This window comes from Flavobacterium sp. SP2, assembly GCF_057626655.1.
In genome coordinates this window covers 326,991-345,852 of record NZ_JBVHBT010000004.1, presented here as the reverse complement: position 1 = coordinate 345,852, position 18,862 = coordinate 326,991, and the positions used below count along the sequence as shown (strand labels likewise).

Annotated in this window: 18 protein-coding genes; 6 read left to right on the top strand and 12 right to left on the bottom strand. The window is 31.2% G+C overall.

Going from position 1 to position 18,862, the window contains the following annotated elements:
* Position 1: 1 nt before the first annotated feature.
* Together ACZ098_RS10995 and ACZ098_RS10990 are read right to left on the bottom strand one after the other, a co-directional pair.
* Positions 2–481, bottom strand: a complete 480-nt coding sequence (locus ACZ098_RS10995) for an Lrp/AsnC family transcriptional regulator (RefSeq protein ID WP_035127172.1) — start codon at positions 479–481, stop codon at positions 2–4.
* A 79-nt stretch (positions 482–560) separates the two neighbouring features.
* Positions 561–1,712, bottom strand: a complete 1,152-nt coding sequence (locus ACZ098_RS10990; RefSeq protein WP_487311791.1) for a M14 family zinc carboxypeptidase — start codon at positions 1,710–1,712, stop codon at positions 561–563.
* A 290-nt stretch (positions 1,713–2,002) separates the two neighbouring features.
* Between ACZ098_RS10990 and ACZ098_RS10985 the strand changes: the two genes are divergently transcribed.
* Positions 2,003–2,434: a helix-turn-helix transcriptional regulator gene (locus ACZ098_RS10985; protein WP_487311790.1), complete on the top strand. Its 432-nt coding sequence runs from the start codon at positions 2,003–2,005 to the stop codon at positions 2,432–2,434.
* A gap of 116 nt (positions 2,435–2,550) precedes the next feature.
* On the opposite strand, the gene ACZ098_RS10980 is transcribed toward ACZ098_RS10985, so the two are convergent.
* On the bottom strand, positions 2,551–3,105 hold the full coding sequence (locus ACZ098_RS10980; protein WP_487311789.1) for a 1-acyl-sn-glycerol-3-phosphate acyltransferase: 555 nt from the start codon (positions 3,103–3,105) through the stop codon (positions 2,551–2,553).
* Between the two features lie 58 nt (positions 3,106–3,163).
* On the opposite strand from ACZ098_RS10980, the gene ACZ098_RS10975 reads away from it, so the two are divergent.
* Positions 3,164–3,826: a spermidine synthase gene (locus ACZ098_RS10975; RefSeq protein WP_487311788.1), complete on the top strand. Its 663-nt coding sequence runs from the start codon at positions 3,164–3,166 to the stop codon at positions 3,824–3,826.
* Here ACZ098_RS10975 and kdsB read toward each other — a convergent pair.
* The 6 genes from kdsB to ACZ098_RS10945 form a co-directional block, all read right to left on the bottom strand.
* On the bottom strand, positions 3,823–4,548 hold the full coding sequence (gene kdsB, locus ACZ098_RS10970; RefSeq protein WP_487311787.1) for a 3-deoxy-manno-octulosonate cytidylyltransferase: 726 nt from the start codon (positions 4,546–4,548) through the stop codon (positions 3,823–3,825). The genes ACZ098_RS10975 and kdsB overlap by 4 nt on opposite strands.
* A 148-nt stretch (positions 4,549–4,696) precedes the next feature.
* Positions 4,697–6,313, bottom strand: a complete 1,617-nt coding sequence (asnB, locus tag ACZ098_RS10965; protein ID WP_487311786.1) for an asparagine synthase B — start codon at positions 6,311–6,313, stop codon at positions 4,697–4,699.
* Between the two features lie 214 nt (positions 6,314–6,527).
* Complete coding sequence (locus ACZ098_RS10960) at positions 6,528–6,977, bottom strand: hypothetical protein (RefSeq protein ID WP_487311785.1); 450 nt, start codon at positions 6,975–6,977, stop codon at positions 6,528–6,530.
* 68 nt (positions 6,978–7,045) lie between these two features.
* Positions 7,046–8,809 carry a TonB-dependent receptor gene (locus tag ACZ098_RS10955; protein ID WP_487311784.1) on the bottom strand — a complete coding sequence of 588 codons (1,764 nt, stop codon included), beginning with the start codon at positions 8,807–8,809 and terminating at the stop codon, positions 7,046–7,048.
* Between the two features lie 6 nt (positions 8,810–8,815).
* Positions 8,816–9,178, bottom strand: coding sequence for a four helix bundle protein (locus tag ACZ098_RS10950; protein ID WP_487311783.1), 363 nt, complete (start codon positions 9,176–9,178; stop codon positions 8,816–8,818).
* Positions 9,179–9,230: 52 nt separating this feature from the next.
* Entirely contained in the window at positions 9,231–12,245 is a 3,015-nt protein-coding gene (locus ACZ098_RS10945) for a tetratricopeptide repeat protein (protein ID WP_487311782.1), read from the bottom strand.
* A gap of 255 nt (positions 12,246–12,500) precedes the next feature.
* On the opposite strand from ACZ098_RS10945, the gene ACZ098_RS10940 reads away from it, so the two are divergent.
* From ACZ098_RS10940 to ACZ098_RS10925, 4 genes are read left to right on the top strand one after another with little or no spacing between them, the layout of a single operon-like run.
* A complete protein-coding gene (locus ACZ098_RS10940; protein WP_487311781.1) occupies positions 12,501–13,184 on the top strand; it encodes a cell division ATP-binding protein FtsE in 684 nt (227 codons plus the stop codon).
* A gap of 27 nt (positions 13,185–13,211) precedes the next feature.
* Positions 13,212–14,519 carry a phospholipid carrier-dependent glycosyltransferase gene (locus ACZ098_RS10935; RefSeq protein ID WP_487311780.1) on the top strand — a complete coding sequence of 436 codons (1,308 nt, stop codon included), beginning with the start codon at positions 13,212–13,214 and terminating at the stop codon, positions 14,517–14,519.
* Entirely contained in the window at positions 14,519–15,412 is an 894-nt protein-coding gene (locus ACZ098_RS10930) for a glycosyltransferase family 2 protein (protein ID WP_487311779.1), read from the top strand. The genes ACZ098_RS10935 and ACZ098_RS10930 overlap by 1 nt, the downstream gene beginning before the upstream one ends.
* A gap of 2 nt (positions 15,413–15,414) precedes the next feature.
* Positions 15,415–16,356, top strand: a complete 942-nt coding sequence (locus tag ACZ098_RS10925) for a glycosyltransferase family 2 protein (protein WP_487311778.1) — start codon at positions 15,415–15,417, stop codon at positions 16,354–16,356.
* A gap of 2 nt (positions 16,357–16,358) precedes the next feature.
* Here the strand turns inward: ACZ098_RS10925 and ACZ098_RS10920 are convergent, their stop codons facing one another.
* The 3 genes from ACZ098_RS10920 to ACZ098_RS10910 are packed head-to-tail and all read right to left on the bottom strand — an operon-like array spanning position 16,359 to position 18,832.
* Positions 16,359–17,336: a class I SAM-dependent methyltransferase gene (locus ACZ098_RS10920; RefSeq protein WP_487311777.1), complete on the bottom strand. Its 978-nt coding sequence runs from the start codon at positions 17,334–17,336 to the stop codon at positions 16,359–16,361.
* Positions 17,337–17,726, bottom strand: a complete 390-nt coding sequence (locus tag ACZ098_RS10915) for a sugar 3,4-ketoisomerase (RefSeq protein ID WP_487311776.1) — start codon at positions 17,724–17,726, stop codon at positions 17,337–17,339.
* The gene (locus tag ACZ098_RS10910; protein WP_487311775.1) at positions 17,723–18,832 is read right to left on the bottom strand and encodes a glycosyltransferase; all 1,110 of its coding nucleotides are present in this window, start codon (positions 18,830–18,832) and stop codon (positions 17,723–17,725) included. The genes ACZ098_RS10915 and ACZ098_RS10910 overlap by 4 nt, the downstream gene beginning before the upstream one ends.
* Positions 18,833–18,862: the final 30 nt, after the last annotated feature.

Here is an 18,862-nt window from a genome sequence, read left to right as displayed (position 1 = left end):
ATTAAATATCTTTAAATATAGTATGCATTAATCGTTTTTTATCATTTATGCTTTCTTCTAACGAAATCATTGTTTCGGTTCTGTAAACACCTTCGATATCATCGATCATGAAAATAACATCTTTAGCATGTTTCGTATCTTTTGCTCTTATTTTACAAAAAATATTAAATTTTCCTGTTGTTACGTGTGCAACGGTAACGAATGGTATTTCATTAATTCGCTCTAAAACAAATTTTGTTTGAGAAGTATTATTTAAAAATACTCCAACATAGGCAATGAAAGAATATCCTAATTTTTCATAATCTAAGGTTAATGACGAACCCATAATTATTCCTGCATCTTCCATTTTTTTAACTCTAACATGCACTGTTCCAGCAGAAATTAATAATTTTTTTGCAATATCTGTAAATGGAACTCTTGTGTTATCAATCAACATATCAAGGATTTGGTGATCTACCTCATCTAGACGAAACTTACTCATAATTACTCGCTTTTTATTTATTGTTTTGTTTTGCAATACAAATTAATGCATTTTATTTAGTAAAAAACAAAAAATAATGTTATTTTTTTAAACCATTAACAAATTTAATATCGTTTCCTAAACAAAAGTTGGCTTTTTGATTTAATTTCGGAAAACTTCCAGCTTCATCACTATACCGCATTTTGTGCGCATTGTATTGATAATGACCTATTTTTTCCTTCAACTCTCCTATTTCAACAATATATGCGTTGAAACAGATTTTTCCATCAATAAGTTCTTCTTTGTATTGAGCGGCAAAATTCGTGATAATTTCTTTATTATCATAATTTATTTTGACATTTTTATAAATAAAATCATAAAAAACGGTTTTATTTTGAGGAATTTGTAAATAATCATCGGTTTTATTGCTAACTATATCGTTTTCGTAACCATTCACCAAACCCGAAATTAACGCAATAAAAATCATTTTACGTGAATATTCTCTGTAATAATCATCTGGAAAATGTCCAGCTTCAAATAAAATAGTAGGAACATTAAGAGAAGTAAACCTATCACCAATGCAATTAATATTAAAACTATCATCAAATCTTCCGACTTGATTGGGAATATGTTTTTGCAACTCTAAATTCATAGCAACAATAACGTTCATAGCCTTGATGCGACAATCATTAATAGCTCGAGCTTCGTTAAAAGATGGTGCTAAAAAAGAAACTGTTGCCACTTTACCCGTATCAGCAACGCCAAATATTGTTCGTTGATCATGTAAATTATAACAATAGCTGGGTTCAAAATCATCAAAAGCTTTTCGCAATAGTTGACTTTCAGGTTCTGACAAATTTACCGAGTCGCGATTCAAATCTACTTGATTATAATTTTCTCTAGTATACAATGCTGCTCCATCAGGATTTACCATAGGCAAAATGCAAAATGTAAATTTTTGCTTTAATTCCTGCGCCACCGAATCTTGCGATAAAAGAAAAGCTATAAAATCAAAAAGTGCTTTGGTCGTTGTACTTTCGTTTCCGTGCATTTGCGACCACATCAATATTTTAATTTCCCCAACACCAATTTTAAGTTGATAAATTGGTTTATCCAAAACCGATTTACCTATAACCTCAACTGACGAATTTTTTTTTATGTTATCTAAAATTGGCTCAATATCCTGCAATGTTATGTACCTTCCAAATAGTGAATTTTGTTTGTATTCTTTATGTAATTCGAAGTAATCCATATCTTAATAATTTACTGTTACAAAAGTAAACAAGTTTAATTTTACAAATGTAATTATTGCAAAAAAGGATTGAATTTACTTTTGTAAATAGCATGAATAATGTAATTTATGGTAAATTAAAATTTTACATAATGCAAACTAATAAATTTAATACCAATATTTTAATATATTTTATATGAAGCTAAACTTTATTAAAGAATGAATGCTGTTTATAGTTTTACAAATGTAAATTTCAATACCCAACTTCTTTTGTTTACATTTGTAATTACTATAATTTTATATAATTTAGAATGATATCTACAGATGAATTTGTAAAAAGATTGGAGCAACTGTTTGAATTTTATGATTTAACGTCCTCTTCTTTTGCTGACAAAATTGGAGTGCAACGCTCAAGCCTATCGCATCTTTTATCAGGTAGAAACAAGCCGAGTTTGGACTTAATTTTGAAGATCATTGCAGTTTTTCCAGAGGTCGATTTGTATTGGATTTTATTAGGAAAAGGAGATTTGCATTATAAAAAAAAGGAAGAAATAACCACTCCTATTTCATCTGTTAGTGAAAATTCTGAAACAAATCAGGTTGTAGATTTAGCCGAAGCGGAAAATTCTAAAACTAAAAAACTTGCTGAAAAGGAAGAGAATTTTCTTAAAAAAGAAAATGATGACATAAAAAATATCATCATTTTTTACAAAGATGGAACTTTTAAAAGCTTTACTCATTAACATAAAAAAAAATCCTCAACTGCACAATTGAGGATTTTAAACTAACCAACTTATAACAACAATTTTTTATATTTTATTATCTGTTAGTTATTTACGTAATCAAAAAGATTTCGGTTTTATGAAACTACAAATTGATTTTCAGGATATTTACCTTTTACACCTTTGAAGAAATGAAGTAGTTGTTTTAAGTCCGTTTCATAATTCCCTGAAGGGCTAAATGCTGATCCGATTGCTACAGTTTTAGTTCCAAAATCAAAAGCAACAGGAACTATTGGGACATTGGCTTTTAAAGCGATATAATAAAATCCAGACTTTAATTCCGAAACGTATTTTCTAGTTCCTTCAGGAGCAATTGCCAATCGCAATTCGTCATAATTATCAAACGTTTTTGCAATAGCATCAACTTTATTTAAATTCCCTGTTCGATCTAATGGCTTTCCTCCCATCCATTTAAAATACCATCCAAACGGAAAGTTAAACAGTTCTTTTTTACCAATAAAGTGCATCGGAACACCTGTAATACCACGAGTAAACAATCCTAAATAAAAGTCGTGCCAGCTGGTATGTGGCATTACCATAAATACACATTTAGGAAGATTGAGGTTGCCAGCGCCTTCAATTTTCCAACCCATAAGCGTTTCAAAAATAAATTTGTAAAGTACTTTCTTCATTTTAAAAAATTTGATGTAAATTTAGTTTTAATACTTTATTTTTGATAAAAAATCCAACATGCTTTCTAAATTTTTTAGTTATTTCATTCCAATCACTATTTTTAAAAAAAAATCAAACGTAAGCAACTCTCTTGAAGTTACGTGGAATAATGGTCAATTGGTTTTGGATTCTAAAAATACCAATTACTCGTATGGAAGTTTACAACGCATTTTACGAAAAGGATTGAAATACATTGGATTTGACCGAATAAAAAAGTTTAATTCGATATTAATCTTGGGTGTAGCCGGCGGTAGTGTTATTAAAACATTGGTCGACGAATTACAGTTTAAAGGTGAAATTACCGGAGTCGAAATTGATCCTGCTGTGGTTGAAATTGCCAATACCTATTTTAAATTGGATGCGATTCCAAATCTTCAAATTGTTGTTGATGATGCTTTCGAATTTGTTTTAAAAACAAAGAAAAAATATGATTTGATTATCATAGACGTTTTTCAAGACACTACAATGCCGAATTTTTTATTTGAGGACTTCTTTATCAATAGAGTAAATTTTCTTTTAAATAAAGAAGGTTTTATACTTTTTAATACGATGGTTATTTCTGAAAAAGATAGAATCAGAAACATCGAATATAAAAAGAAATTTACAGAAAATTATTCACTTCGATTGTATCCAAAAGTAGAAATTCATAATGAATTGTTTACCATCAAAAAACTGAATTAAAGCATTTTTCTAGCTTTTTCTAAATCTTCGATAGTATCAATCCCAATTCCAATGTGAGTTGTTTTGACCATTTTAATTCGTTTTCCAAATTCTAAATAGCGAAGTTGTTCCAATTTTTCTGATGCTTCTAGCGATTTCATTGGAAGTGAATAGAAATCTAAAAGTGCTTGCTTACGGAAAGCGTAAATCCCGATATGTTGAAAATAATGAACGCCAACATTTACTTCTCGTGGATACGGAATTACAGAACGCGAAAAATATAGCGCAAAATCGTTTTGGTCTACTACAACCTTAACATTATTTGGATTATTTATATCATCTTGATTTTTGATTTCTCTCATTAACGAAGCTAAATCAACTTTTTGCTCAACATCATTTTTAAAAACTTCGATAACTTTTTCTAATGGTTCTTTGTTGATGAATGGTTCGTCTCCTTGCACATTTACAACAACATCAACTTCAAGATTGGCCACTGCTTCTGCAATTCGATCACTTCCGCTTTCATGTTCTTTTACAGACATTATGGCTTTTCCGCCATGGGAAACTATTTCATCGAAAATCAAACTAGAATCGGTTACCACAAAAACATCGTCAAATAAATTGGTATTTTTTGCTGCTTCATAGGTTCTAAGAATTACGGTTTTTCCACCTAAATCTTGCATTAATTTGGCAGGAAATCGTGTTGAGGCATATCGAGCAGGAATGACGGCAATAACTTTCATTTGGATGAGAAAACTTTAATTTTATGTTCAAATATAATCACAAAAAGACAATCTATTCAAAATTTTAAAAGTTTATGTACAAAAAAAGTGCTCGAAAAAATCGAACACTTTTTACAAACAAACTAAACTTCAATATATAATCTTTCGATTATGCTGTTATAGAAGATTTTGCAATTTCAACATCGGCTTGAACGTGTGCTGCATTTGCTCTTCCTGACGGATCTTGATTTTCTTGCCATTTTGGTATCCATTTTCTAACCGTTTGCGCAGCGCTAAGTTGTGGATAATACTTATGAAAAATCGTTCTGTAATAATAAGCTTCTTTGGTTGTTGGCGAATTGTATGGAAATTCGTCAGATGCATTTGCTAGTTGCTCATCAGTAACTTTAGAAGCGCAATATTCAATTAATTGATCAATCCAGTTGTATCCAACTCCATCTGAAAATTGCTCTTTTTGACGCCATAAAACCTCATCTGGCAAATACGGATTGTCTGGCGTATCAAATGCTTTTCTTAATATATATTTTTCTTTTCCGTCGTACGTTTTAGGTTGCTTTTCTTCTCCTTTTATGGTCATGGCAACATCTAAGAACGCTTTGTCTAAAAATGGAACTCTTGCCTCAAGTCCGTGTGCCATTGTTGATTTATCAGCACGTAGTAAATCGGCAGTAAACAATTTCTGAACTCTTTCGATAGTTTCTTTTTGAAAATCTACCGTTGATGGTGCGTTTCTGAAATATAAGTAACCTCCAAATATTTCGTCGGCGCCTTCACCTGAAAGTACTACTTTGATTCCCATATCAGTAATGGCTTTCGAAAGGAAATACATTGGCGTACTGGCACGAATCGATGTCACATCATAAGTTTCTAAATGCCAAACTAACTTGTCTAGAATTTCAATTCCTTGCTCTATTGTAAAATGCACTTCGTGGTGTTTAGTACCTAAAAAATCGGCAACTTTTCGGGCTGCTTTCGCATCTGGTGCATCGGCATCCAAACCTATTGAAAATGAATGCAACTCTTTTCCTTTTTCTTTAAGTAAACGTGCCGCAATTGAGGATGTCAATGACGAATCTAAACCACCCGAAAGCAATACCCCAATTGGTACGTCACTCATTAATCTTTTGCGGGTTGCTTCGGTTAAAGCATCACGTATTTCAGCTAAATCTAATTCTTTTGTAGCTTTAGTAAAGTCTTCATATTCTGGTTTGTAGTATTTTACAAAACCCGTTTCTGGTGTATAATAATGTCCTGGAGGAAAAGTTGAAAATGTCTTGCATTGATCGGCAATAGGTTTCATTTCTGAAGCGAAATATGTTCGACCTCTTTCATCCATTCCGTAATATAGCGGTTTAACTCCTAGTGGATCGCGACCGGCAATAAAATCATCGCCGTCTACAACAACAAAGGCAAAATCGCCATCCAAATGATGTAGAAAATCATATTTGAATTCTTCATACAAATGCACAATTACTTCAGAGTCGGATTTGGTTTTGAACGTGTGGTCTTTTAGAATTCCATCTCTAAGTTCTTGGTGGTTGTAAATTTCACCATTGTGAACCATATAGGCAGAATGAGTCCCTTTTATAGGTTGTTTTCCTGAATGTAAATCAATAATAGACAAACGTTCGTGGCTTAAAATGTGACCATTTTCAGTAACATGCAAATCGCTTTCATCTGGACCGCGATGTGACATTCTTTTAGAAAGTTGTTTTACTAATTGTTCGTCTTTTCCTTTTCCTATAATTGCTAAAATTCCGCACATAATCTTGTTCTTTAAAAATTGTAATTCTGTTTATTTGATGAAGCAAAATTGCAGTATTACTTGTTTTATTTAAAGTGATTATTGTGTTTTAGTTATAATTTATAATTAAAATATAGTTTTATAGTTTAAAATGAAAGTAGAAACGAAATTAGAATGGGATTTGTTTTAAAATATTAAAAATTCAGCACGTTTTACATGTTTATACATCATCATTTTAACATACTTCTTCAACATGAAAATTCGATCCATTAATTTCAAACGTAAATCCAACAGAATTTCCCATTAATTTAGTTCCTAGTGGCGATTGTGGAGAAAGTGCAATAATTGTTTTAGAATCGATACTTATTTTTGGTAAAGCTGCACTCAAAAATAGAAACATTGCATTAGCTTTTACAACACTTCCAAAAGCAATTTTGTTATGTATTTGCGAAGCATCAATCTTGTCTAAAATAGCTTTTTGGTCGAGAATTTCTTTCAGTTTATGATTCAGCTTTTCTTGTTCAATATGCATCATTGACAATGCTGTTTCGTGCTTGTCACCAGCCGAACCTTTTGCATCGTTTTTGGCATCTTCGGTTAATCCCGAAATCATATCTCGAAACACATCAATTTTATCTTGAAGTAGTTCTTGGTGATGCAGCAGTATTTGTTGTTTAAATGTCATATTTTCAGTAATAAAACAATCCTGTAAACAAAAGTAGCTTACAGGTTTTGTATATAAAAACTATTTGACTAGAAATCGAATTTATAATTACCTCCAATCATAACCTGAATTCCTTGTACAGGATAATTTATCCAACGTTGGTAATTCTGACTTGCCAAGTTGTTTCCTTTCAAGAAAAAAGTCAATCGTTCGTTATGCTGGTAACTAACATTGGCATTCAAATCAAAATAACTATCTAAAGTAACCGTTTCAAAACTATCTACAAGCAATGAGCTGTTAATAAACTGATCTTTTCGTTCTCCTACAAAAAATACATTTAAACCAGCAAACCATTTGGAAGTAACATTGAAATCTAGAGTAGAACCAATTTTTATTGCAGGTAAATTCCATGCTTCTTCTTCATTTTTAGAGCTGTAACTTGCAAAAGTTCCGTTAACTCCAAACGTGACATTTTTAGAAAAATCGGCTTTCAATTCGCCAAAGAAACTCACCGTTTTTACATCATCATAAACTACATTAAAAGAATTTCCGAAAGCATAACCTTCAGTATTGGTATTTTCGGCACTGTAAATATTATTTTTATAAAGTGCTTTATTTCCTTCATTAAAATAAGAACCTCTAACATTATAACCTACCGAATTGGCCAATTTTCCTTTTAAACCGACATAAATATCATATCGCTGATCGGTTGGAGCAACAAACAAAGTTGGAGATACGAAGAAATTACTCTGTGCAAAATCATGATAGGAATTTTGTTTCAAAGTACCTTCTGCGCCACCATAAGCTATCATTAAATCGCCTACAAGTTTATACGATGCTGTAATGCTTGGATAGATGTAAAATTTATTATTTCCACCTTCATTGGCAACACTATAGAAAAATGTTGCACCTAAATTTACCGATACATCATCGCGATTAAGCTGAAAACTTGGAGAAAATCCAATATTGGTAAAACCGTATTTTAGTTGATTTACATCAAAATAATCTTTCTTGAAGCTTCCGCTAAGGTAATCGAAGATAAAATTGGCTTTGATTTTCTCTTCCATAACATCAAAAGCTAATGATGGTTTGGCAACAAAATGATTTTCACCAGATGCAAATGCATCCCAAAATCGATTGAATTTAATACTTGCTTCTTTTAAAATACTTTCTTTAAGCGCTATTCTTCCACCAAAATAGGCGTTGCTGTACGTTTGTTTTTCATCAATTGAAGCAATTTGTTCTTGAGAAAACAATCCGGGTTGCAATCCGTACCAATTATATGCTTGGTTTTTGTATCCTAAATCGGCATTCCATGAAAGATTTTCATTGCGACTTCCATAGGTTAAATCGAGTGAAGTATCAAAATATTTATCGTCTAAAGCTACGTCATCAATCCCTCCTTGAGTAGACATATGACGTAGCATTGCGCCAACGTAATCATTGTTTTCTAAAGTGTGGGTAACAAACAATTCGGCGTTGATATTTCCGTAATTTCCAGCAGCTAAAGTCAGATAGTTACTGAACAATTTTTCTTTTTCGGCTTTGTCAACACCAGCAGCTTTACCTTTAGAAGGCGTGAATGTTGATGCCACTGGAAACGAAAATATATTGTATTGAATATTTTCCTTTTTAGAAGTGTCATCATCTTCCAAAGTCGGAGTTTCTTTAACTTTAAACGCATCCGAAATTGTTGGAGTATACGGTTTTACTACGTTTACTACTTCACTTCCAATATTCTCATCCTTTTTTTGTGAAAACGATAATTGTGAAACTAATAATAGACAAATAGATAATAGACGAATAGATGATTGACTAGTAGCTATTTGTGATTTGTTTTTTATAAAATTCATTATAATTTAATTTAAAGTATTTTGAAATGACATCGTTGCTTTTTGAAATTCTTCTAATTTTAATTCTATTGTGTTTGTAATTTCATCTGAAATAAAACGATTGGCGTTGGCTATTAATAATTGTGTTTGAAGTTCAAATGATGAACCTAAAGAAATATCTAAAAAATGACTAAATGACTTATTTGTTCTACTTGAACCTTCGGTACTATTTGAAGGCAATGAAACCGAACATCTGTTCATTTGACTTATCAAGCCAAACTTTTCTGAACTTGGAAAAGTTAAAGTTACTTCAAAAATTATCTTGGCTAATTCCATTGACATTTGCCAAATTTTAAGTTTTTTGAAATTGTGTCTTTTAAAATCATTCATAACTATCAATTTTCTACAAGTCTATCATCTATCAGTCTATTATCTGTCGGTTTTATTTCTCAATCGACGAATTCGTTTTGGCTTCCTCAGTTTTTATTCTGTCTAATTCAGTTTGTGCTTCTGTTATTACATCTGCATATTCGGCAAAATTTTCAATTACACTTGATAATATTGAAGTCGACTGATAATTGTCTTTTAAACCGTAATAATTTTTGGCCATCACTACAAGACTCTTCGCTCCAAAATATTTGTATCCTGAATATTCTTTGGCAATTTTTTGAACCGTTTTATTGGACTCAGCAAACTTTCCTTCTTTGTTTTTGAAATATGCATCATAAAATAAAGCTTCTGCGGCCAATTCTCCTTTAGCAATTGTAAGCAACTTAGCATAAGCAATTTTCGCTTTTTCTTCATCGCCAGCTTTTATCGCAGAACGAGCCACAATAATTTGTGCATCACTTTTTACTTTATTGTCGGTTTTAGTATTGGCTAGAACTTTGTCGGCATAAATTACAGAATTTGGATAATCCTTTTGACCGTAATAAGCACGCATTAAATTGGCTTGTGCAAAGGTTACATTTTGAGGAAAATCGGCTTCCGTTTCCAATCGTTTTAAAACTGGAATTGCTTTCGAAAAATTATCTGTCTTCAAATAAATTTCGCATAATCTAGCCAAAGATTGCTCGGTATATTCGCTTCTAGATTTGGCAACTACATTCTCATAATTCGCTACTGCGTTGTTTTCTAAACCATCTGCATAATAGGATTGCGCCAAATAAAAATTGGCTTTAAGACTGTGAATTCCGTTTGGAAACTTACTTAAATACCCACTTAAAGTTGAAATAGCTTGCTTGGTATTATTCTGTAAATACTGTTTTTCTGCAGCTTCATAAGTGTCGTTATCCAATTCGGCGTCAGAAACTTCAACAAAATCTAAGGTTCTAACCCAAGATGCATACTCGTCTACTTTACCATTATCAACATAAATTAATCTTGCTGTTGAAACGGCTTCCAAGGCTTCTGGTGTTCTTGGATAATCAGCAGCTACTTTTTTAAATTTTGCTATAGCTTGGTCGTCTTTACTAGCATTGTAATACACCAAACCTTGGCGTAAAACTGCCTTAGAAGCATAAGAACCATTTTTGAACTCATTCAACAATTGGTCGTAGGTTTTAATAGCCAAATCTGTTTTATTTTCGGCAACGTAAGTATTGGCAAGTTCAAACAAGGCATCGTCACGGTATTGAGACGATTTGAAGTTTTGTAAAAACTTAGTAAAATCTTCAATTTTCTTATCATTTTTACTCACAAAACCATAACTAATTGCTTTTTGATACGCAGCATAATCGGCATCAACACTTTTCAATTCGATGGCTTTGTTGTAAGCATCCATTGCAGGCCAATATTTAGAAGTCACAAATCGGCTGTCACCCAATCTTAGATAAGCATCGTTCAAACGAATTTTATCGTCTTTAACCGTTGTAATAAAAGTTTCAAAATAATTTCCTGATTGCTCGTACTCCTTTTGCTTGAAATAACAGTAAGCAATGTTGTATTTTAAGTTTTTATATTCAGGTGTATTTTTAGCTTCCGACATGCCTTCAAATTGTTTAAAACTCAATAAAGCTTCATTGAAATTGTCTAAAACATATTCTGATTCTGCTTTCCAAAAAGTTGCGCGAGCAGTAAATCGTGCGTCTTTTTGTTCCTTAACAGATTTTACAAACATTTTTTGAGCATCTTGATACTTTCCATCGGTAAACAATTCGAGACCACGATAAAAAGTAACTTTTTGATAAGCCAACCTATTTTCTGGATTTTTATTTTTTTCTAATAAAGCCAGTGCACCAATATAATTTTTAGAAGTGATGTACGAATTAATCAATAAATTTTCAATCTCACTTTTACTCGGTGAATTCGGATATTTAGATAAAAAAGCCGACAAAACATCGGGTACACTTTGATAGGAGTTGCCTATTTCATAACTAATTTTGGCATAATTGAGATTGGCATCTTCCTGAATTTTCAAATCAAAATCCATTTCGGATGCATTTTTAAAAGCGTTAAGAGCTTCTTGCTTTTTATCCAATTTCATGTAACTTTCACCAAGGTGGTAATAAGCATTTTGCGCTACAAAGTCTTTTCCATCAATTATTTTATTGAATTGTGCGATAGCATTTTCGTACTCTTTCTGTTGGTAATACGTGTAGCCTAATTGATAAAAATCGGTGTTGTTCCATTTTCCTTTTTTACCTTTATATTCCTTCAAATACGGAAGCGCTTCATTGTATTTTTTTTGATTAAAATAACTTTCACCGATGATTTTATTCAATTCTGATTTTTCTAAAGCATTGGATTTTGCCATAGCAGCTTTTCCCAAATCAATAGCTTTTTGAAAATTACCTAGCTTGAAGTTCATATCTGCCTGAAAATAAGACAGTTTTTCTTTGTATTTTTCCTCTCCAGAAACTTGGTCAAAATACTTGCTTGCTTCTTTATAATCGTCTTTATCATAGGCCATAAACCCTAAATAATATTTGGCTTGCGAACCGTAATCTTTGGAATTGGAAACTTTGTTAAAATAATTGGTAGCTTCTTTCTTTTTGTTTGCCGAAAAATAGGCATATCCTTTTTGAAAATTGTAGCGCTCCATTTCTTCATAAGTCAGGCCACTTTCGTCAACTTTATCAAAATATTCTAATGCTTTTGGATAATTTCCTTGTTCAAAATAGTACTGCGAAACACCAATAAAAGCTTGATTTTGTTTGGTACTTGTGGGATAATCGGCAACAAAATCTTCCATCAGTTGGTCGGCATTATTTTGCTCTAACTTGATGGCGCAAAAAGCAATGTAATAACTACAATCAGCCTGAACCTCTTCATTTTTATTGTCTTGTTTCACCTTGTCAAATAAAATTTGAGACGACAAATATTGTTTATCATTATACAACGAAATGGCTTTCTCATAATCGGAAAATTGCTGATTGTAAATTTCAGATTTTTGCGCATTTACAGCCGTAAAAATCATCAATAAATTCAGTAAAATAAGCGCTTTGATTTTTTGCATTGTCTTGTGTTTTATTAATCTCTCAAAAATAGAATTATACTAGTTATAACGAGCGTTACTTTAGTTTTATTATAAACATTGTTCTTAACAATGCAATATTGACTTTTAAAATCTAGATATTAAATATTAAAAAATGCTTAAACAATAATAATCAAGTAACTAAGTTTTAAAGTTGGTTATTACTAAATTTTAATATCTAAAATCCTATATCTAATATCTAAAATTCTTACTTTTACCCAATAAACAAAATTTCCTATGTCACAACCAGTATTGTCTTTACAAAATGTTACCATTTATCAAGAAAATAAAGTGATTTTATCTCAGGTAAATCTAGAGGTAAATCATGGTGAATTTATTTATATAATTGGAAAAACAGGATCGGGAAAAAGTAGTTTTATGAAAACGCTCTACGGCGACTTACCTTTAACTGAAGGCGAAGGTCACATTGTAGAATTTGATTTGGCCACTTTAAAAGAAAAAGATATTCCCTATTTGAGACGAAAAATCGGAATTGTTTTTCAGGATTTTCAATTACTTCCAGATCGAAATATTAGCAACAACATGCTGTTTGTTTTAAAAGCAACTGGCTGGACTGATACCGCAGAAATGCAATTGAAAATAGATGAAGTTTTGGATAAAGTAGGTATGAAAGGATTTGCCAACAAAATGCCCCATCAACTTTCTGGTGGTGAACAACAAAGAGTCGCAATTGCTAGAGCTTTGCTAAATGATCCCGAATTTATTTTGGCTGATGAACCAACAGGAAATCTTGATCCGCAAACGAGTACCGAAGTTTTAGAAGTTTTGAAATCGATAAATCAGTTGGGCAAAACAATCATAATGGCAACACATGATTACGCATTATTGATGAAATATCCTTCAAAAACTTTGAAATGTGAAGACGGTTCAATTTTTGAAGTCGTACAGCGCTCACTTTAATTTCGAGATTATTAATAAAGGATAAACATGTGGAAATCATTTTTAAATTTTATTAATTACTACCCAAAATCCATTTTACTTGTTTGTTGTATTCTTATAAAAATCAGTATTTTATTAATTTACAACCAAGCATCATTATTTCCAGATTCTGAAGGGTATTTGGAACTTTCACAAAAGCTTGCGTCTGGTTCATTATCCGGTTATAACGGAGAACGATCACCTGGATATCCATTCCTTTTATTTTTAGTAAATAATAATTTAAATTTTGTTGTTTACTTTCAAATGATTTTAGGACTAATCAACAGTATTTTAGTTTTTAAAATTTTAAAATTACTTCACTTCAAGACGGTTTTTGCGGTTATATTAAGTCTCTTTTTCAGTTCGTTACTTCATGTAATTTTTTATGAAACCTCAATTTTGACTGAATCAGTAACGCTATTTTTAATTCATGCTATAGCCTATATCTTAATTGATGATTATTTTTCTAATAAATTGATTTATAAAGATATTCTTCTCGGAATTCTGCTTGGCATATTAGTACTAACGAAGCCTTTTTACATTTTTATCCCTTTTATAATTTATGGTTTTACAATCATCAAAAATTTCGATTTAAAAAAAATTATTTCACGTCGTATTGTACTTCTAGTTTTCCCAATGATTGCTTTTTTGGGTTGGTCGTATGTAAATAAAATCAATACAGGTTATTTTGTTCCCACAACCTATTTTGGATTTAATAAAGCTCAAGTGTGCGTTTCATTTGCCGAAAAAGCACCAGCAAAATATGAAAAAATAAGCAAAATATATGTCAAATACCGAACACAAGAAATTCAAAATAACGGTAATATCAGCATGACTATATGGCGTGCTTACGATGAATTGTTGTCCCAAACTGGATTTGATTTTTTAGAATTATCCAACGAATTGAACAACTTTAGTAATGCAACAATAAAAGCAAATCCTAAAGATTATTTCTGTCAAATAGGAATCTCTTTTTGGGATTTTTGGCGTACGTCCATTTGTTGGAATTTAGAGAATTTTAAAACTACGCAATACCAAAATTCCTTTTCATTCGTTTGGGAAATGCAACATTATGTGTTACGATTATTCAAAATACTTTTTTTACTTACCATTCCTTTTACCTTAGTGAAATTCTTAAAAGATAAAATTTGTTCAACATCATTAATTTTAACCACAATCATTGTAGCAGCCGCACTACTTCAAGCTGCTGTTGTGTATGGAACCAATTCGAGATTTAGTTTCCCTTTTGAATTTTTGATGGTAATTGTAGTATTTTTATACTTCGCAAAATTTCATCTTTTAAAAATTACAGAATAATGCTTTCGATACTGATACCAACTTACAATTACCCAATTTATGACTTAGTTCATGAATTGCATCGTCAATGTATTGAGGCTACTATTGTATTTGAAATACGCACAATTGATGATGGTTCGAAATCAGAACATAACGTTGTAAATCAAAAAATAAATGAACTTTCAAATTGTACTTTTGTAGCGTTAGATGAAAATATTGGCCATAGTGCCATTCGAAATACTTTGGTACGCAAATCAAATTATGAGCATTTGCTTTTTATCGACGGCGATTCAAAAGTTATTGACAATCATTATATTAACAATTACCTTCCTGAATTAGAAATTAATGATATCGTGCATGGTGGTCGCGTACATCCTGAAAACTGTCCTGCTGATTCCAAAAAATTAAGATGGAGTTATGGCAAATTTGTAGAAGATAAATCGGCAGAAAAACGAAATCAATATTTTTACAAAACCATTCTATTCAATAATACTTATTTTAGAAAATCTAAATTTGAAACACTACGATTTGATGAAACTTTAAAACAATACGGACACGAAGATACTTTGTTGGCCTATCAAATAAGCCAAACTAATTTTAAAGTAAAACACATTGATAATCCCATAGAACACCTTGATATTGATACAAGTGAAGCCTTTTTGGTGAAAACTAAAAAAAGTTTGGAAAATCTATTGAAACTACATCAAGATAAAAAAATTGACCCAAAATTCATTTCAATTTTAAATCTTTTTCACAACATTGAAAAGTATAAACTGACCTTTTTTTTCGCTCTGTATTTCAAAATTTTTAAGGGTAAAATGGTTTCCAATTTGATTTCTGCTCGACCATCGCTATTCCTGTTCAATGTATATAGAATTGGTTATCTTTGTTACATTAAGAATAGTAAAATCTAAAAATGGTCTTTTTTTCTATCGTAATTCCGCTGTTCAATAAAGAGAATTTTATTCAAGATACATTGAAAAGTGTCTTGAATCAAACTTTTTTGGATTATGAAATTATTGTAGTAAACGACTGCTCAACAGATGCTAGCCAAGATAAAATTATGGAGCTGAATGTTCCAAATCTAAAACTTATACAACACGATACGAACAAAGGATTATCGGCAGCTCGAAATACAGGAATCAAAAATGCCGCAGGAAATTATATTGTGTTTTTAGACGCTGACGATCTTTGGAAAACAAATTTTTTATCTTCAATTCTGCAACTTATTGAAACATTTCAAGAAGCGGATATTTTTGGAACCGATTTTGAAATGATCTATAAAAACGGAAAAATACTTCCGAATCTCAAAAACATTTCAAGCAAAGAAAATCAAAATAATTTTATAATTGATGACTATTTTAAAGCCAATTTATATTACCCAATTTACTGTTTTTCAAGCGTTTGCTTTTCTAAGGAAGTTTTTGAAACTGTTGGATATTTCGATGAAAAAATAACTTTTGGAGAAGACATCGATTTCAATATTCGTGCTAACAGTACTTTTAAATTGGCATATTGTAACCAACCGTTGGCGCAATATATACTATTCTCTGAAAATCAAATTACCAATTCAAATTTTGAAAAAAAAGTAGTACCCGATTTAAACCAATATGAAAATCTTGCGAAAAATAACAAATCGCTTCAAAAGTTTTTAGATTTTCAACGGTACAGCATCGGCATAAATTACAAGCTTCTAAATACAGAAAAATTTAAAAACTACACCAAAAACATCGATCACAACAATTTAACTTTCAGGCAAAAAATTTTACTTAAAATGCCCGTTTCTATTTATAAATCAATAAAAAAAGTAAAATTATTTTTGATGCAAAAAGGTGTTCAACTTACTAGTTTTAAATAAAATTATTTTTGATAAACGCCAAAAATAGCATCCGAACAATTTTCTTTTAACACAAATTGATCTTCTTCAAGAAATAATTTATGTAATAATTCCTTAGTTTCTGGTTCATCATTAATAAAATTGTGTGAAATACCTTTTAATAAAATGTGCAAAATATTCCAGCCTAATTGGTGCTCTTCTAACTTTTGAAATACAGCATTTACACTTGAAGGAATTGCCGAAGAATCTGGTGCTTCCGAAGGATCAACCAAAAACATTCGCACTAATCCAGGTCGATATACTTTGTTTTTATAGGATGTATTGTCATACAACAATTTGTACTTTTTAGGTAATGATTGCAATATTTCGTTGGCTTTTTGCAATTGTTTCGAAGTATATTGCAATCTATTTGGTCCACAATATTCAAAAACTACTACTTTTCCATTTTCTTTTAAAAGTGGTTTAACATCTTGTTCTAAAGTAGCTTTTACATCCGAAAAATGGTGCAAACTTGAATCGAACAAAATCACATCATATGCTTCTTTTTCAAAGTTCACCGATTTAAAATCGCCAACAAAATAATTGATTTTCAGATTTTCTCGAGCTGCTTTTTCAATGGCTTTCTGAATACTTCCTTGTGAAATATCGATGGCATCAATTTGTGAAAAGCATGAATGTTTGGCAAAATTCCGATCATGCAATCCTTCGCCACATCCAATAGACAACAACTTTAAATTGCTTTGCCCTGCAAAATATTTGGTACATACATACGCTTCATAAATGGTATTTTCATCACCAGAAATCTTTTTATTCCATCGTTTTTGAATATCAGGAATGAGCCAAAAATCCGACTTTGAAACATAAGAATCCCACTTAGAAGTAATTCGTGCCGAACTAGAAAACTTAAATTTAGAAAGGAGTTTTGGTAATCCTACTTGCCTTATTTTATGATAAACATCGATAAAATCGCCAACAGAGATGTATGTTTTTGAAGTTGACATTTATAAATAATCTAAAAAATCATTGTAATCTCGAATATAATCTTGCTCGTCAAAAACAGCTGACGCTAAAACCAAACAAACACTTCCAGACGAAAAATTTTCCAATTCTCTCCAAATGTTCGATTCAATTAAAAGTCCTTTGTCAGGTTTGTTTAAAGTCACTTTTTTCTCGGTTTTACCATCTTTTAAAACTACATCAAAACTTCCCGAAAGTGCAATTAAAATCTGTTTCAAATTTTTATGAGCATGTCCACCACGTTGCGCCGAACTTGGTACATCAAACAAATAATACACGCGTTTTATGGGAAACGGAATTACATTATTTTCAATAATTGCAATGTTACCGTTTGGATTTTCAATTTTCGGAATGTCGATAATTTCTATGTTCATACTGTTTTCATTTTCATCAATTGCAACCACTGTGCTCCTATTCTATCTAGAGAAAATTGTGCTACACTCATTTTGGCATTGGTCTTACAATGATAATACAATTTTTCGTCAAAAACCATTTCGTTCATGGCGTTTATCAATGCAATTTCGTTTTGATTTTCTACTAGAATTCCGTTTTCTCTATTCCTAATAATTTCATTTGGACCCGATTCACAATCAAAGGCAATTACTGGAGTTTCGCAAGCTAAAGATTCGAGAATTACATTAGGAAAACCTTCATTTCGGCTAGATAAAACGGTAAACAAGGCATTGTGATAATAGGGAAATGGATATTCTATTGTTCCTTTAAAATCTACATTATCTTGCATTTTTAAAATTTTTGTAAGCTCAATGTAGTTTGATTTTAAATGTCCGTCGCCCAAAATTAGTAGCTTTATTTTTTGATTTGGCAAATCAGATTTTGCGTAACAATGTATTAATTTATCAAATTGCTTCACGTCGGAATTCATAGTACCAACTGCTAAAATAAATTTAAAGTTTTCGGTAATTGGCTGTTTTACCTTTTCAGAAATATATTCTAAATCAATCGGATTATGGATGGTTGTGCAATTTTGATAGTTGTACATTTCAACCACTTTGTTTTCAATTGCTTTAGAAACGGTTATGATTTTGAATGCATTTTTATAGATTTTCTGAGCCAAAAAATAGCTTTTAGGAAAATACATATCGGTCATAAAACTATGAACTATAACTAACAAAGGAGCATTAAAAACATAATTCGCAATCCAAAATTCCTGCCATTGAAATCGTTTCACTCGGGTATCAATGATAAAATTGAAAGCATGAGTATTAAAAAAATCACGAAGTACGAAAAGTCGTTTGGCTTTATTGAAAATAGAATTAGAATTGTTTTTTAATTTACCCAAATTCAGCAACTTCCCAGCAAATTCATATTCGACTTTATCAACTACAATTACATGATGCACGTCGCAATTATTTTCCTCAAAAAAAATGGACAAAAGTGCCGAACACCGCTCAGCTCCACCAGTAGCCAATTGGTCAGATACTATGCAAATTTTGAATCGTGTAGTAGTGGAAACGCTCAATTTTAACTATTTTAGCAACAAATATAAACA

What these genes read in the sequence shown, in the direction of transcription:
- ACZ098_RS10995 (WP_035127172.1), bottom strand. Translation starts at nt 481, where the DNA reads ATGAGTAAGTTTCGTCTAGATGAGGTAGATCACCAAATCCTTGATATG.
- ACZ098_RS10935 (WP_487311780.1), top strand. Translation starts at nt 13,212, where the DNA reads ATGTGGAAATCATTTTTAAATTTTATTAATTACTACCCAAAATCCATT.
- ACZ098_RS10925 (WP_487311778.1), top strand. Translation starts at nt 15,415, where the DNA reads ATGGTCTTTTTTTCTATCGTAATTCCGCTGTTCAATAAAGAGAATTTT.
- asnB (WP_487311786.1), bottom strand. Translation starts at nt 6,313, where the DNA reads ATGTGCGGAATTTTAGCAATTATAGGAAAAGGAAAAGACGAACAATTA.
- ACZ098_RS10980 (WP_487311789.1), bottom strand. Translation starts at nt 3,105, where the DNA reads ATGAAGAAAGTACTTTACAAATTTATTTTTGAAACGCTTATGGGTTGG.
- ACZ098_RS10960 (WP_487311785.1), bottom strand. Translation starts at nt 6,977, where the DNA reads ATGACATTTAAACAACAAATACTGCTGCATCACCAAGAACTACTTCAA.
- kdsB (WP_487311787.1), bottom strand. Translation starts at nt 4,548, where the DNA reads ATGAAAGTTATTGCCGTCATTCCTGCTCGATATGCCTCAACACGATTT.
- ACZ098_RS10955 (WP_487311784.1), bottom strand. Translation starts at nt 8,809, where the DNA reads ATGAATTTTATAAAAAACAAATCACAAATAGCTACTAGTCAATCATCT.
- ACZ098_RS10930 (WP_487311779.1), top strand. Translation starts at nt 14,519, where the DNA reads ATGCTTTCGATACTGATACCAACTTACAATTACCCAATTTATGACTTA.
- ACZ098_RS10915 (WP_487311776.1), bottom strand. Translation starts at nt 17,726, where the DNA reads ATGAACATAGAAATTATCGACATTCCGAAAATTGAAAATCCAAACGGT.
- ACZ098_RS10940 (WP_487311781.1), top strand. Translation starts at nt 12,501, where the DNA reads ATGTCACAACCAGTATTGTCTTTACAAAATGTTACCATTTATCAAGAA.
- ACZ098_RS10990 (WP_487311791.1), bottom strand. Translation starts at nt 1,712, where the DNA reads ATGGATTACTTCGAATTACATAAAGAATACAAACAAAATTCACTATTT.
- ACZ098_RS10985 (WP_487311790.1), top strand. Translation starts at nt 2,003, where the DNA reads ATGATATCTACAGATGAATTTGTAAAAAGATTGGAGCAACTGTTTGAA.
- ACZ098_RS10945 (WP_487311782.1), bottom strand. Translation starts at nt 12,245, where the DNA reads ATGCAAAAAATCAAAGCGCTTATTTTACTGAATTTATTGATGATTTTT.
- ACZ098_RS10950 (WP_487311783.1), bottom strand. Translation starts at nt 9,178, where the DNA reads ATGAATGATTTTAAAAGACACAATTTCAAAAAACTTAAAATTTGGCAA.
- ACZ098_RS10975 (WP_487311788.1), top strand. Translation starts at nt 3,164, where the DNA reads ATGCTTTCTAAATTTTTTAGTTATTTCATTCCAATCACTATTTTTAAA.
- ACZ098_RS10920 (WP_487311777.1), bottom strand. Translation starts at nt 17,336, where the DNA reads ATGTCAACTTCAAAAACATACATCTCTGTTGGCGATTTTATCGATGTT.